This window comes from Mycobacterium sp. E342 (genome assembly GCF_001667665.1).
Classification (GTDB): domain Bacteria; phylum Actinomycetota; class Actinomycetes; order Mycobacteriales; family Mycobacteriaceae; genus Mycobacterium.
In genome coordinates this window covers 39,356-54,129 of sequence record NZ_LZJM01000322.1, presented here as the reverse complement: position 1 = coordinate 54,129, position 14,774 = coordinate 39,356, and the positions used below count along the sequence as shown (strand labels likewise).

The window sequence follows — 14,774 nt, the reverse complement described above, 5'->3', positions numbered from 1 at the left end:
ACGTCAGACATCTCCACTAAGCCCGGAGGTCCTCCCTTCTCACAGTCAAACCGTCAACAACGTTCGAGCCGGGTACAGCTAGAGCTTGCTGATCGGCGCGTGGTTGTGCATCAGCTTGACCCGCCCCGCGCTGCCGAAATCGATGAGTGACATGGCGGATTCGCCGACCCCGGAAACTTCTTCGACCCGTCCCAGCCCGTACTTGTCGTGGGTCACCCGGTCGCCCGGCTCGAGCACCAGCAGCGGGCGCTTGCCCGCGGCCGAGCGGGTCGGGGCCGCGCGCGGCGTACCGAACCGGCCGGCGCCGCTCACCGGCGCGCTGAACGACGGGGCCGGCGCGGTGCGCCGCCACTCGATGAGTTCCTGCGGAATCTCCCGCAGGAAACGGGATTCCGGGTTCAGCATCGGCTGCCCCCAGGAGGACCGGACGATGGCCCTGCTCAAGTACAGCCGTTGACGGGCGCGGGTGATGCCGACGTAGGCCAGCCGCCGCTCCTCGGACAGTTCGACCGGGTCGTCCAGCGCCCGCATGTGCGGGAACATCCCGTCCTCCCAGCCGGTGACGAACACCACCGGGAACTCCAGCCCCTTGGCGGTGTGCAGCGTCATCAGGGTGACCATGCCGGCGTCGTTCTCGGGGATTTCGTCGGTGTCGGACACCAGCGAGACGCGTTCCAGGAATTCCGCGAGCACACCGGTGTCCGGTACGTCTTCGTCCTCCGGGGCCTGCAGCGACTCGCCCAGCGCGGCGGCGTTGGCCCGGTCGGTGCTGAATTCGTGTGCCACACTGACGAGTTCGTTGAGGTTGTCCAGGCGGGCCAGATCCTGGGGATCGGTGGAGGATTCCAGCTCCCGCCGGTAACCGGTCCGTTCGAGCACCGATTCGACCAGGTCGCCGAGATCCTCGTCGAGGCGCCCCCTGAGCTCATCGAGCAACTCGACGAAACCGGCGATCGCCTTCTCCGCGCGCGAATTGAGCATCGGCACTTTGCCTTCGGCGGCGGCCACCAGCGCGTCGGCGAACCTGGCGCCGGTGTTCTCGGCGTACACCGCGACGCAGGCCTCGGCACGATCCCCGATGCCCCGACGCGGGGTGTTGAGGATGCGCCGCATGCTGACCGCGTCGCCCGGGTTGTCCAGCACGCGCAGGTAGGCGACGATGTCGCGGATCTCCTTGCGCTCGTAGAAGCGCACTCCCCCAACGACTTTGTAGGGAATCCCGGCGCGGATGAACACCTCTTCGAACGACCGCGAGGAGTTGTTGGTGCGGTAGAACACGGCCACGTCGTTGTAGGTGATCTCGCCCCGATCGGCGAGCGCATCGATCTCCTCGGCCACGAACCTGGCCTCGTCGTGCTCGTTGTCCGCGACGTAGCCGACGATCAACTCGCCGGCGCCCGCATCGGTCCACAGCCGCTTGTCCCGGCGACCGGCGTTGCGGGCGATCACCGAGTTGGCCGCGGACAGGATGTTTTGCGTCGAGCGGTAATTCTGTTCCAGCAGAATGGTTGTCGCGTCCGGATAGTCGCGCTCGAAGTCCTCGATGTTGCGGATGGTGGCGCCGCGGAACGCATAGATCGACTGATCGGCGTCACCGACCACGCACAATTCCGCCGGCGGCACGTCGTCCGGGGATTCGGCGACGTCGTGACCGACCAGCTCCCGCACCAGCACGTACTGCGCATGGTTGGTGTCCTGATACTCGTCGACCAGGACATGACGGAACCGCCGGCGGTAGTGCTGGGCGATCTGCGGGAAGGCCCGCAGCACCGCGACCGTCTCGCCGATCAGGTCGTCGAAGTCCAACGCGTTCGCCGCGCGCAGCCGCCGCTGGTACTCGCCGTACACCGAGGCCACGGTGCGGACCAGGTCGTCGGAATCGTCCGTCAGTTTGGCCACCGCCTCGGCGGGGTCGATCAGCTCGTTCTTCAGGTTGGAGATGGCGTTGGCCAGCAGCCGGGGCGAGTAGCGCTTGATGTCGAGCCCCATGTCGCGCCCGATCATCTGCAGCAGACGACGCGAATCGTCGGCGTCGTAGATCGAGAAGTTGGAATTGAGGCCTTCGATCAACGACGCCTGGTTGCGCAGGATGCGCACGCACGTCGAGTGAAAGGTGGACACCCACATGGCGCGGGCACGGTTGCCCACCAGCCGTACCACGCGTTCGCGCATCTCGGCCGCGGCTTTGTTGGTGAAGGTGATGGCCAGGATCTGGCCCACCCCGACGCCCCGCGCGGCGATCAGGTAGGCGATGCGGCGCGTCAGCACCGCGGTCTTGCCCGAGCCGGCCCCCGCGACGATCAACAGCGGCGAGCCCTCGTGCACCACCGCCTGGCGCTGTTGCGGATTGAGGCCGTCGAGCAGCTGATCTGCTTCGGAGCTCAGATTGGCGTCGGTTACGTACACACTCATGTTGGTCCAAACTTACCGCCGGCCACCGACGCAACGTGCCAAGACGCCCGACCGGGTTGGCGCCGCGGCGGCGGGTCTGGGGCCAAATCCCGTCTACAAAACGGGTCTTTCGCAATCCAATAGGCGGCCGGTTTGAAAATGCCGACCAATTACACCCGCGTCTAAAAAGATCGTCATAATCGCGCCGGAGTTTGCGTCTTCGTCAAATCATTCACCATCGGCGATAACACTCAATTTCACCCCCCGTTACGGAATTCCACACCGGCAGGCAACCGCGGCCTGGGGCGTCGGCGCGGTGAACACCGAGGCTTGCCGCCCGCCGCGGCGCATGTTGGCCAGCTCGCGAAGACGTTTTTGCGCCGGACCTCTTTCTAATGGCACACTCGTTTTGTGCTCGACGCGCAGCGCCATCGGCAGCTCTGCACCCCGAACTGCCGCCGATTTTTCTACGGGTACCGGTTAGCGGTCCCCGTGGTCTAACTGCTTTCGCCAGAGCCCCGTGGTCCACTTCCGGAGATCGGGGCTCGTCTCGTTGTGAGGCCCGAAACCGGATGAGACCAGAACCCCCACATCCCGACAATGCGGAGTTAGCAGAGATGAAGGTTGAGACGGTGGAAACCCCACAAGCCGCCGACGCCGACGAGTTGAGCATCGACGAGTTGCGCCACGAGATCGACCGCCTGGACGCCGAGATCCTCGCCGCGGTGAAGCGGCGCACCGAGGTGTCCCAGGCGATCGGCAAGGCCCGGATGGCATCCGGCGGCACGCGGCTCGTCCACAGCCGCGAGATGAAGGTGATCGAACGCTACAGCGAGCTCGGTCCCGACGGTAAGGACCTGGCGATCCTGCTGCTGCGGTTGGGCAGGGGCCGGCTCGGTCACTGAGGCCTGCCCTCGCGACGTCCGGGGAGCTGCCCCCGGCGCCGCGCACGCGATTAGGGTCGAACTATGACCTCCGTGCCAAGCCTCCCCGACATCACCGCCACCGCAGCGTGGGATGCCCTGCGCAGGCACCACGAACAAATCGGCACGACCCATCTGCGCCAGTTCTTCGACGAGGATCCCGACCGCGGCCGCGAGCTCACCGTCTCGGTCGGCGACCTCTACATCGACTACAGCAAACACCGCGTCACCCGAGAAACCCTGCGGCTGCTCATCGATCTGGCGCACGCAGCTAACCTCGAGGAGCGCCGCAACCAGATGTTCGCCGGCGCTCACATCAACGTGTCGGAGGATCGGGCGGTGTTGCACACCGCGCTGCGACTGCCCCGCGACGCCGAGTTGATCATCGACGGCCGCAACGTCGTCGAGGACGTGCACGCCGTGCTGGACCGGATGGGCGACTTCACCGACCGGTTACGCAGCGGTGAATGGACCGGGGCCACCGGAAAAAGAATCAGCACCGTGGTCAACATCGGCATCGGCGGGTCGGATCTGGGTCCGGTGATGGTCTACCAGGCGCTGCGCCATTACGCCGACGCGGGAATTTCGGCCCGCTTCGTCTCCAACGTAGACCCGGCCGACCTCATCGCCACATTGTCCGACTTGGACCCCGCCACAACGCTTTTCATCGTGGCGTCGAAGACGTTCTCCACGCTGGAAACCCTGACCAACGCGACCGCGGCGCGCCGCTGGCTGACCGACGCGCTCGGTGACGCCGCGGTGGCCAAGCACTTCGTGGCCGTTTCCACCAACAAGCGGCTGGTCGACGACTTCGGCATCAACACCGACAACATGTTCGGCTTCTGGGATTGGGTCGGCGGACGGTACTCGGTCGACTCGGCGATCGGCCTGTCGGTGATGGCAGCCATCGGCAAGGAGGCCTTCGCCGACTTCCTGTCCGGGTTCCACATCGTGGACCGGCATTTCAGGACCGCCCCGCTGGAGTCCAATGCGCCCGCGCTGCTCGGGCTGATCGGGCTGTGGTACTCCAACTTCATGGGCGCCCAGTCGCGCGCCGTGCTGCCGTATTCCAACGACTTGGCGCGATTCGCGGCCTACCTACAGCAGCTGACCATGGAATCCAACGGCAAGTCGACGCGCGCCGACGGCACCCCGGTCACCACCGACACCGGCGAAATCTTTTGGGGCGAGCCGGGAACCAACGGCCAGCATGCCTTCTACCAATTGCTGCATCAGGGCACCCGGCTGGTGCCGGCCGACTTCATCGGCTTCAGCCAGCCCCTCGACGACCTGCCCACCGTCGAAGGCACGGGCAGCATGCACGACCTGCTGATGAGCAACTTCTTCGCCCAGACCCAGGTGCTGGCTTTCGGCAAGACAGCCGAGGAGATCGCCGCCGAAGGCACGCCGGCCGACGTCGTGCCGCACAAGGTGATGCCGGGCAACCGGCCGTCGACCTCGATCCTGGCCGACCGGCTCACGCCGTCGGTGCTGGGCCAGCTGATCGCGCTCTACGAGCATCAGGTCTTCACCGAGGGTGTCGTGTGGGGCATCGACTCGTTCGACCAGTGGGGCGTGGAGCTGGGCAAGACCCAGGCGAAGGCATTGCTCCCGGTGATCACGTCCGACGCCTCGCCGGCGCCGCAGTCGGACAGCTCGACCGACGCGCTGGTGCGCCGCTATCGGACCGAGCGCGGACGCACCAGCTAACAGCCCTCAACCCGTGCGGCTCACGACGTCGGAGCCCACTCGCCGCACGAAGGTGCGCAAGCGTTCCACGGTCGCGGTCTGCGGCTCGCTGAGGTGCAGCTGCAACAGTTCGCGTCCGGCGGCGTGCAGGATCCGCGCCGTGTATTCGGGGTCGTGCACATGGGGATTGTGGCGCAACAGTTCACGGACGAAGAACTCGAGCACCACGGCCTGAGATTGAGCCAGCCGCGCGTACAACTCCGGTGGCGCGCCCTGCGGCGGGAACAGGAACAGTCGCCACGTTGCCGGGTGGGCATCGACCGCGGCCAGCACGCCGTCGAATGCGACGACCAGCGACCGGTCCTCGGCGACGGCATCCAACCCCGAGACCGCCTCGGCGAACTGAGCGCCGGCCCGGGCCGCCTCACGGTCGATCAGGGCGACGAAGAGTCCCGCCGGGTCACCGAACAGCTGATAAATCAACGACCGATTGATGCCGGCCGCCTCGGCGATGCGGTTCGGCGTCGCCGCGTGGAATCCATCGGCGTCGACGATCGCGTGCGTGACGTCGAGGATCTGCTCGCGCCGGCCTTCGGCGGTCATGCGCCGCTTCGGGTGGCCCGCACTCATGCTTGACAGCATAACTAACAAGTTGTGAGTATTGCTCACGAACTGTTAGTTAATGGGAGGCAGCGATGGTCACGAACTACCCCGAACTCGCCGCGCGAGTCCGCAGCCAGCGCGAATTGCAGCCCCAGCTGTATGGAGACTTCGACTTCGACCGGCGGCCGGATCGTCTGGCCACGGAGCCGGACGTCGACTCGGCCCTGCCCGCCTGGATCGCCGACCGAGCACCCATCCTGCAGGACGACCGCGTGGTCGAGCTGATGAGCACGGCCACCCTGCTCGGCGACGTCGTCGCGGATCCCTATGCGGCACTGATGGCTTCGCGCAGCGTCGCCCAGCTCATCGACATGCTCAAGACGGCCTGCCGAGAGGGAATCGAGGCGGTGCCCGACGCGCCCCCGGAGCTGGTTTCGTTCATCGCCGCCATGGAGGCCACCCCGCAGTGGATCGACTTCGACCTGGTCCGTGAGGGCGCCCGCCAGGAGCGAATCCCCGCAGCGCTGTTGGCCCCCTTCATCACGCGGGGGGCCTTCATCGCGACCTTCACCAACACCTACGCCGCGCTGCCGATGGCCCTCACCGGCGCACTCTCGGGCAAGCGGGCCGCCCGGCGGGTGAACGAGACTGCCAGCTTCTTCGCCGTCACCACCCTGCCCGGGGCGCTGGACCGTTTCGGCCCCGGTTTCGAAGCGGCCGCCATGGTCCGGCTGATGCACTCGATGGTCCGCTACAACGCCCTCAAGAAATCCGACAAGTGGGATGCCGCCGTGTACGGCATGCCGGTGCCGCAGGTCGACCAGATGCCGGCCGGAATGATCGGCCAGTACCTGTTGGCCCGCAAGGCGCGCCAACAGGGCCGGACGAAGTTCACCGCGCAAGAGCGCGCCGTCGTCGAGTTCGCGAGGTATCGCTGCTTTTTGCTCGGCCTGCCGGAAGAACTGTTGCCCGCCGAACCGGCCGACATCATCCACGTCATGCACGCGCGCTCGGCACTGCTGCGCGACGGATTCGACAGCATCTGCCAGGAACTCGTCCGCGGCACGATGGCGGCCTACTTGCGGCCCGACACCACTCTGTTCGATCGTTGCGCCGAAGCGGTCGAAAAGAGTTTCAGCAAGCTGACTTTCGTTCGCACCTTCTGCAATGGAAATCGTGAGATCGCCGAAGCCATGGGCGTCTCGATGGGGCCGACGGACCTCGTTCGCGTCGCCCTCACCGCTCCCTTCATCCTCGGTCGTTTCACCGCGGTGAGCCACGCCAGTCGCATCCCCGTGCTTCGGGACGTCACCGACGCCTACGTCATCGGGCTTCTCAAGCTACGGCTGGCGACCTACGGCAAACCCGAATTCACCAGCGACGCGGCGCATTACACGCCGGTACCGCACTGACTCAGGCGAACCACTTGGTGAGCGGGGGCGGCAGCACCCGCATCACCTGCACCAGCGGCGCCCACGGCCACCACGGCACCGCCGCCCGTCCCACCTCGCGTTCCATGGCGGCGACGAGCGCATTGACGCCGGTCTTGTTGTCCACCATCAACATCGTGCTGTTCGACTTGGCCGTCATCTCCGACTCGATGTAGCCCGGCTCGATGACCGATACCTTGATCGGGCCCTTGGCGTACTCGGCGCGCAGCGATTCACCCAGCGAGCTCAGCCCGGCCTTGCTGGCGGCGTACGCGGCCTTGACGCCCGGCACCCCCTTGTTGCCGAGGACCGACGAGATCAGCACCAGATGGCCCGACCCGCTCTTGTTGAACATCTCCAGCGCGGTCTCGATCTGCACCAGCGCGGCGACCAGGTTGGTCTCGAGGGTCGCCTTGTTCGCCCACAGCTTGCCCGAGCCCAGCTTCGCGCCCTTGCCGATGCCGGCGTTGACGATGACCCGGTCGATGCCGCCGAGCTCGTCGCTGAGTTCGCCGAAGACCTTCGGCACCTGCTCGTGGTCGTTCACGTCCAGCGCGGCGACGGCGATCTTGATGCCCGGATACTTCTGCGAGAGTTCGGCTTTCAGCTCGTCGAGCCGATCGGTGCGCCGGGCGCACAGCGCCAGGTCGCGGCCCTTGGCGGCGAACGCACGCGCCATGCCGGCGCCCAGACCGGAGCTGGCACCCGTGATGAGGATCTTCTGACGAGTCACCCGGGCAGCATATCGACAGGTGTCAAGTCGCGGGGCATCGCCTTATTGAGGCCTACTTGAGCAGCCGCGACATCCGCCGGTCGGCCAGCACCTTGCCGCCGGTCTGACACGTCGGGCAGTACTGAAAAGACTTGTCCGCGAAGGCAACTTCCCGCACGGTGTCTCCGCACACCGGGCAGGGCAGCCCGGTGCGCGCATGCACCCGTAGCCCGGAGCGCTTCTCCCCCTTGAGCGTGGCCGCCCCCTGCCCCACGGACCGGCTCACCGCGTCGCGCAGGACGGACACCATCGCGTCGTGCAGGGTGGTGAGCTGCTCGTCGGTCAGTTTCCCGGCCGTCGCGAACGGGGAGATCTTGGCGACGTGCAGGATCTCGTCGCTGTAGGCGTTGCCGATGCCGGCGATCACCTTCTGATCGGTGATGACGGTCTTGATCCGGCCGGTGTTGCCGGCCAGCAGCCCGCCGAGATCCTCGGCGCTCAGTTCCAGCGCATCGGGGCCCAGGGCGGCGATCCCGGGCACCGCCTGCGGGTCGGCGACGAGCCACACGGCGAGCCGCTTCTGGGTGCCCGCCTCGGTGAGGTCGAAGCCGGGCGCCTCGCCGGGCGTGCCCAGGTGCACCCGCAGCGCGATCGGGCCCTTGCCGGGGCGCAGCGGCGCCGCGGCCAGCCTGTCCGACCAGCGCAGCCAACCCGCCCGGGACAGGTGAGTGATCAGGAACAGCTCCCCGGCCTGCAGCCCCAGGTACTTGCCCCAGCGGTGGGCCCCCGTCACGGTCCGGCCGTGCAACGCGCTCGGCGGCGGGTCGAAGGTTTTCAGTACGGACAGCGCGGCGACGTCCACGCGGCCGATCGTCAAGCCGACGGCGTGGCGGCGCAGATGGTCGGCCAGCGCTTCGACCTCGGGCAGTTCGGGCACGCCTTTCAGTCTGCCGGTCTGAGCAAATAGGTGTCCATGATCCAGCCGTGCCGCGCCCGGGCCTCGGCCCGCAGCGCCGCAATGCGCGTGCCGACCTCGCCGACGGTGCCGGCCACCAGCAGCTCGTCCGGGGTGCCCAGGTAGGCCCCCCACCAGATTTCGGTATCGGGCGGACACGCCTGAAAGGAGCACTCGGCGTCGAGCATCACGACGGCCGCCCCCGACAGCCCCTGCTCGCGCAGCTTCCTGCCGGTGGTGATCAGTACCGGTTCGCCGACCTCGTTGAGCGGGATGCGGTGCCGCGCCGTCAGCGCCTGCACCGCGGTGATGCCCGGGATGACATCGAAGGTGAACTCCAGTTCACTCGCCACGGCGTCCAGGATGCGCAGCGTGCTGTCGTACAGCGACGGGTCGCCCCACGCCAAGAACGCGCCGACGCCGTCGGGGCCGAGTTCGGCGGCGATGGCCGCCGCCCAGACCCGCGCCCGCGCCGCGTGCCAGTCCGACACGGCCTCGCGGTAGGCGCCGTCAGAGCCCAAGTCGGCCGACCGTTTGGGGTCGGGCAGCTCGACGAATCGGTAGCCGGGCTCGCGGATGAACCGGGCGCAGATCTGCCGTCGCAGCGCCACCAGGTCGCTTTTCGCCTCACCCTTGTCCATCGCGAAGAAGACCTGGGTGTCGTTGAGCGCGTCGATCGCCTGGACGGTCACGTAAGCGGGATCACCGGCGCCGATGCCGATGACGTGGATGTGCCGGCCCAAGAAACCTCCTCGTTGCGTGAATCAGCTTGCCGAATTGCAACCTAAAGGGCCTAGTCGGGGCCGAAAGTACCCAGTACCATGGGTACCGTCTGCAACCCAATGAAGGGACGCCAGCGATGACCACCACTGCGGTCAAATCGAGTGGGCCAAGTCGTGAGGAGTTTTCCGACCGCCTACTCAAGGGCTCGGTGAGAAAGTCCTACGAACCCGTCGTCGACATCGACTGGGATGCGCCGCTGGACCCGGACAAGTTCTATCTGCCGCCTCGGCTGGTGTCGCTGTACGGGACGCCGATGTGGGACCAGATGACCCGCGAACAACAGATCGAGCTATCCCGCCAGGAGCTGGTCAACACGCTCTCGGCCGGCATCTGGTTCGAGAACATGCTCAACCAGTCGCTGTTGCGCACGATCCTGCACGAGGACCCCACCAGCTCCTCGACCCACTACAAGCTGACCGAGCTGGGTGACGAGACCCGCCACATGGTGATGTTCGGCAAGGCCATCGAGCGCATCGGCGCAAAACCGGTGCGGCCGCGGCTGTTCCACCGGATGATCATCAACGCCCTGCCACTGGCGTTCCAGCGGGGCTCGATGCTGTGGGTGGCCGCGTTGATCGGGGAGGAGATCTTCGACTCGCTGCAACGGCAGATGATGGACGACCCGGAGTTGCAGCCAATCATCCAGCGGCTTATGCGGATTCACGTCACCGAGGAGGCGCGCCACATCCAGTTCGCCCGCGACGGCGCCCGCAAACGCGTCGCCGAGATGCCCCGGTTCAACCGCTGGTTCATGGCGAACATCAACGGGCTGGGCGGGTACTTCTTCAACTACCTGTTCAGCAACCCGATCCCCTATGCGCGCACCGGCCTGGACCCGAAGCGGGCCCGGCGGGTCGCGCGGAGCAGCCCGCATCGCCGCGACATGCAGGTCGCCGGTTTCGCACCGCTGGCGGCATTCCTGACCGAGGTGGGCCTGATGGGACCCATCGCCCGCCGCGGCTGGAAGCGCAGCAGGTTTTTGTGACGCGGCCGCGCGACCCCGCCGAGCCCCGCCACCCCATCGCCGTCGTCGGCGCGCACCCCGGCGCCCGGTCGGCGTTGCTGGCCGCCGGCGTCACCGATTTCGTCGTCCTCGACGGGCCGGCCGCGGACCTACGGTCGAGGTTCGACGACAGCACCGACACCTGGCTGCTGACGACTGCCGGCGGCGAGGGCCTGCGGGCGAGGGCGGTCATCGCCGCCGGCCGGCCGCCCTTCGTGCCGTGGCTGCCGGACATCGCGGGCCGCGACGACTTCCTCGGCGAGTCGTTTCACGCGGCCACGTGGGTCCCCGGCTTCGATCCGTCCGGCAAGCGCGTCGCGGTCGTCGGCGCCGACGCCACCGCCGGCCACCACATGCGCCGGTTGGTCCGGGCGGCGGCGTCGGTCACCGTCTTCGCCCACGCACCGCGCCGGGTGGTCACCGAGATCCCGTTGTGGTCGACCCGGGCCAAGCGCTGGCTGCGCCAGCGCATCGCACCCACAGCCGAGCGCCGCTCGGTCGCGGTGGCCGGGTCGGCGATCGAGGCGGTGACCGCGTCGGGCATCCGCACCCGCGATGGCGTCGACCACCGCGTCGACGCGATCGTCTACGGCACCGGGTTCTCGGTCCTCGACGAGCCGGGCGACGCGACGCTCGTCGGTGCCGGCGGGCTGCCCATCCGGCGGGCGTGGCACGACGGTATGGAGCCGTTCTACGGGGTGGCGGTTCGCGGCTTCCCCAACTACTTCTTTCTCACCGGTTCGGACGTCGAGGCTCAGGCGCGCTATATCGCCGAGTGCCTGCGGGTGATGGACCGCACGGCCAGCGGCCGCATCGAGGTGCGCGCCAGCAGTCTGCGGGTGTTCAACGAGCGCGCCCGGCTCACACCCGACCAGGCGCCCCCGGTGGCGTCCGCCTTCGACCTGTCGTCCGCCGCGCCTGAGCGCGACGACACCTACGACGGCGCGGCGACGCTGGAGATCGCCGGCGGCACCCACCCGGTGCGAGTCCGGCTCACCGGCCATCTGGACCCGATCGACGGCCGCTACCACTGGCAGGGGACGCTGTTCGGTTCGCCATCGCGGCCGTTGCCGGACGAGGCGCTCAGGCAAACCCGGACGGCGACCTTGACGGTGGGCGGGCGCAGCGCCGCCGCGCGGATCGTCGAGCGGACGCCGTGGGGGACGCATTCGGTCGCCGGGGTGGGTGCTCCGCCGTACGCGCTCACCTGACCGCTCCCTTTTTGCGCTGCTCATCGAACCATTTCCGGGGGCATCCAGGCGTTCGGATGGCCCCGGAAGGTGGTAACTTCGGGACATGCGCGTGCTGCGCAGCGGATTCGAACGTCAGGTTCGGTGCGGTAGAGGCGGGGGCCTCGAACGGGTGGGGACGGGCACGCGCCTCACTCTTACCGCGCCGCGTGCCGCGCGCGTCCGGGACATGACCCTCGTGGGCTGCGCATTCCGGCGGCTTGCAGGCCGCTCGACCCGCATTCGACTTTTGCCGCTGAGGGCGGATACTCAAGCAGTTGGCCCGGCAGTAATTCGAGGAGCAGCGATGGAACCGGACGGCAGTACCCCGCTGGGCAGCCGGATTGTGACATCTCCTCGGTTTGTGATCCGGCCGGTGATCCCAGCGCCTCGACGCCGTAGGCCCCCGACGGGGAAGGGGTCGCGCAGGTGAGCTCGGTGGCTGAATCCCCCAGCTCACTGGCCGTCGCGACGCGCACGGACCAATCGGTCGCCATTCTGACCGTCGACGGCGTGCTCGACACCGCCAACTCCGCGGGGCTGCGTGACCACATCCTGCAGGCCACCCTGGACGAGCCCGCAGCCGTCATCGTCAACATCTCCGCGCTGAAGGTGCTCGCCGACTTGGCGTGGTCGACGTTCATCGGCGCGTACTGGCAGATCCGCAGCAATTCCCATGTTCCGGTTGTCCTGGTGTGCGCGCACCGCGGAACACGCGAGGCGATCACCCGCAGCGGCGTCGCCTACTTCATGCCGGTGTACTCGACCGAGAAGGCGGCGACGAAGGCACTCAGCCAGCAGAGCCGGCGTGCCGTGCGTCGTGCCGACGCGCGGCTTCCCGCCGACCTGACCAGCCTGCGCGAGTCACGCCGCCTGGTCCGCGAGTGGCTCACCGCCTGGTCGCAATCCACGCTCATCCCCGTCGCGTTGGTGGTGGTCAACGTGTTCGTCGAGAACGTGCTGGAACACACCGCGAGCGTCCCCGTGGTGCGGATCGAGAGCCATGGCGCGACGGCGACCATCGCCGTGTCCGACAGCAGCCACGCCCCGGCCCTGCGGCTGCCGTCCCCGGCGAACGGCATCGACGTGTCCGGCCTGGCGATCGTCGACGCGCTCTCACGCGCGTGGGGCAGCACTCCCACCGCGACCGGCAAGACGGTGTGGGCGGTGATCGGCCCCGAAAACCAGCTCTGACGCCTTATTGTGCTGGGAACCCGCGCACGGGTAGAACTAGAACACGTTCTAATCTCGTGTCACGACCCGTTTCCAGGAAGGCAGATGACGTGCGGTTCACCTACGCGGAGGCGATGACCGATCACCGGTACTACATCCCGCTGGCCCAGGCGGCCGAGGCGGCCGGGTACCACGCGATGACGATCGCCGACAGCATCGCCTACCCCTTCGAGTCCGACTCGAAGTACCCCTACACGCCCGACGGGGATCGCGAGTTCCTGGACGGCAAGGAGTTCATCGAAACCTTCGTGCTGACAGCGGCGTTGGGCGCAGTGACCACCAAGCTGCACTTCAACTTCTTCGTCCTCAAGCTGCCCATCCGGCCGCCGGCGCTGGTGGCCAAGCAGATCGGTTCGCTGGCGGCGCTGACCAACAACCGGGTGGGCTTCGGCGTCGGCACCAGCCCCTGGCCGGAGGACTACGAGCTGCTCGGCGTCCCGTTCGCCAAGCGCGGCAAGCGCATGGATGAATGCATCGAAATCATCCAGGGACTCACCAGCGGCGACTACTTCGAATTCCACGGCGAGTTCTATGACATCCCGAAGACCAAGATGACGCCGGCTCCCACCGAGCCGATCCCGATCCTGATCGGCGGGCATGCCGACGCCGCGCTGCGCCGCGCGGCCCGGCTGGACGGCTGGATGCACGGCGGCGGCGACCCGGAAGAACTCGACGGGCTCATCGCCAAGCTCAAGCGGTATCGCGAAGAGGCCGGCAAGACCGGGCCCTTCCAGATTCACGTCATCTCGGCCGACGCCTACACCGTGGATGGCATCAAGCGCCTGGAAGACAAGGGCGTCACCGACGCGATCGTCGGCTTCCGCATCCCCTACATCAAGGGCAAGGACCCCGAGCCGCTGGAGAACAAGATCCGCAACCTCGAGATGTTCGCCGAGAACGTCATCGCGAAGGTCTAGCGGCGGTCGCAAGCGCGGCCGCGGCGGTCGCAAGCGCGGCGCGGCCGGGCGCAGCGGGCCGCCGCAATCGGGCTGACCCTCACAGCGGATCCCATTTCGGGGCTCGCTTCTCGCGGTGCGCCTTGGCCGCCTCGACCGGGTTGTTGGTGAAGCCGGTGAGGATCTGGGTGCGGTTCTCGATCTCGATGGCATGCCGCAGGCTGGGCGCATCCAGTGCCGCGTTGAGCCCGATCTTGGTCTGCCAGACGCCGTAGGCGTTGTTCTCGGCGATCGAGCGGGCCACCTTCAGCGCGGCCGGCATCAAGTCGTCGGGGGCCGTCACCTCGTGCACCAGGTTGATGCGGTAGGCCTCGGCCGCGTCGATGATGCGGCCGGTCAGCATGAGTTCGCGCGCCACTCCCGCGCCGACGATCTTGGGCAGCAGGTAGCTGGTGCCCATGTCCATCGACGAGAAGCCCGCCTTGATGAACGCCGAGGAGAACCGCGCCCGGTCGGAGGCGACGCGGACGTCGCAGACCAGCGCGAAGGCCAGCCCGCCCCCGACGGCCACACCGTTGACCGCGGCGATCATCGGAATGGGCAGCTCGTAGATCCGGGTGAACAGGTCGGCCAGGCGGACCTGGGAGTCGTAGTTGACCTTGAACGGCGGGGTGGACGGCCTGGGCTTGGTCCACGGCTCGCCGGTGCCGCTCAAGTCGGCCCCCGCGCAGAATCCGCGTCCGGCGCCGGTCAGGATCGCCACCCTGAACTCGCCGTCGCCGAGCACGTCCAGGGCGTGGTCCACGCCGTCGATCAACGCGCCGTCGATGGCGTTGAGGCGCTCGGGCCGGTTCAGGGTGATGCGGGCGATGCCGTCTTCGACGGTTTCCAATTCCACTGCGGGCATGGCTGAAACGGTAGGCGACG

13 protein-coding genes and 1 pseudogene are annotated in these 14,774 nt (G+C 67.6%); 7 read left to right on the top strand and 7 right to left on the bottom strand.

Annotation, left to right across the window (positions count from 1 at the left end; translation table 11 throughout):
- Positions 1–78 precede the first annotated feature (78 nt).
- Complete coding sequence (gene pcrA, locus A5692_RS26505) at positions 79–2,412, bottom strand: DNA helicase PcrA (RefSeq protein ID WP_068062176.1); 2,334 nt, start codon at positions 2,410–2,412, stop codon at positions 79–81.
- 551 nt (positions 2,413–2,963) lie between these two features.
- On the opposite strand from pcrA, the gene A5692_RS26500 reads away from it, so the two are divergent.
- Positions 2,964–3,296: a chorismate mutase gene (locus tag A5692_RS26500; RefSeq protein WP_082963111.1), complete on the top strand. Its 333-nt coding sequence runs from the start codon at positions 2,964–2,966 to the stop codon at positions 3,294–3,296.
- Positions 3,297–3,359: 63 nt separating this feature from the next.
- Positions 3,360–5,024 carry a glucose-6-phosphate isomerase gene (gene pgi / locus A5692_RS26495; protein WP_068062168.1) on the top strand — a complete coding sequence of 555 codons (1,665 nt, stop codon included), beginning with the start codon at positions 3,360–3,362 and terminating at the stop codon, positions 5,022–5,024.
- Positions 5,025–5,030: 6 nt separating this feature from the next.
- Here pgi and A5692_RS26490 read toward each other — a convergent pair whose 3' ends face one another.
- Positions 5,031–5,606, bottom strand: a complete 576-nt coding sequence (locus A5692_RS26490) for a TetR/AcrR family transcriptional regulator (protein WP_068062164.1) — start codon at positions 5,604–5,606, stop codon at positions 5,031–5,033.
- 92 nt (positions 5,607–5,698) lie between these two features.
- On the opposite strand from A5692_RS26490, the gene A5692_RS26485 reads away from it, so the two are divergent.
- Positions 5,699–7,018, top strand: coding sequence for an oxygenase MpaB family protein (locus tag A5692_RS26485; protein ID WP_068062160.1), 1,320 nt, complete (start codon positions 5,699–5,701; stop codon positions 7,016–7,018).
- A 1-nt stretch (position 7,019) separates the two neighbouring features.
- Here A5692_RS26485 and A5692_RS26480 read toward each other — a convergent pair whose 3' ends face one another.
- The 4 genes and pseudogenes from A5692_RS26480 to cobF form a co-directional block, all read right to left on the bottom strand.
- A complete protein-coding gene (locus tag A5692_RS26480; RefSeq protein WP_068062157.1) occupies positions 7,020–7,769 on the bottom strand; it encodes an SDR family oxidoreductase in 750 nt (249 codons plus the stop codon).
- Positions 7,770–7,821: 52 nt separating this feature from the next.
- Positions 7,822–8,289 carry a zinc finger domain-containing protein gene (locus A5692_RS30095; RefSeq protein ID WP_231984472.1) on the bottom strand — a complete coding sequence of 156 codons (468 nt, stop codon included), beginning with the start codon at positions 8,287–8,289 and terminating at the stop codon, positions 7,822–7,824.
- Positions 8,290–8,442: 153 nt separating this feature from the next.
- Positions 8,443–8,685: pseudogene (locus tag A5692_RS30090) on the bottom strand (DNA-formamidopyrimidine glycosylase family protein); the annotation flags it as partial.
- A gap of 5 nt (positions 8,686–8,690) precedes the next feature.
- Complete coding sequence (gene cobF / locus A5692_RS26470; protein ID WP_068062151.1) at positions 8,691–9,446, bottom strand: precorrin-6A synthase (deacetylating); 756 nt, start codon at positions 9,444–9,446, stop codon at positions 8,691–8,693.
- 116 nt (positions 9,447–9,562) lie between these two features.
- Between cobF and A5692_RS26465 the strand changes: the two genes are divergently transcribed.
- The 4 genes from A5692_RS26465 (at position 9,563) to A5692_RS26450 (ending at position 13,868) form a co-directional block, all read left to right on the top strand.
- On the top strand, positions 9,563–10,471 hold the full coding sequence (locus A5692_RS26465) for a diiron oxygenase (protein WP_068062145.1): 909 nt from the start codon (positions 9,563–9,565) through the stop codon (positions 10,469–10,471).
- A 233-nt stretch (positions 10,472–10,704) separates the two neighbouring features.
- On the top strand, positions 10,705–11,700 hold the full coding sequence (locus A5692_RS26460; protein WP_369830329.1) for a DUF4873 domain-containing protein: 996 nt from the start codon (positions 10,705–10,707) through the stop codon (positions 11,698–11,700).
- Positions 11,701–12,147: 447 nt separating this feature from the next.
- The gene (locus tag A5692_RS26455; protein ID WP_068062142.1) at positions 12,148–12,912 is read left to right on the top strand and encodes an STAS domain-containing protein; all 765 of its coding nucleotides are present in this window, start codon (positions 12,148–12,150) and stop codon (positions 12,910–12,912) included.
- Positions 12,913–13,001: 89 nt separating this feature from the next.
- Positions 13,002–13,868, top strand: coding sequence for an LLM class flavin-dependent oxidoreductase (locus tag A5692_RS26450; protein ID WP_068062139.1), 867 nt, complete (start codon positions 13,002–13,004; stop codon positions 13,866–13,868).
- Between the two features lie 79 nt (positions 13,869–13,947).
- On the opposite strand, the gene A5692_RS26445 is transcribed toward A5692_RS26450, so the two are convergent.
- Entirely contained in the window at positions 13,948–14,754 is an 807-nt protein-coding gene (locus A5692_RS26445) for an enoyl-CoA hydratase/isomerase family protein (protein WP_068062136.1), read from the bottom strand.
- Positions 14,755–14,774 lie beyond the last annotated feature (20 nt).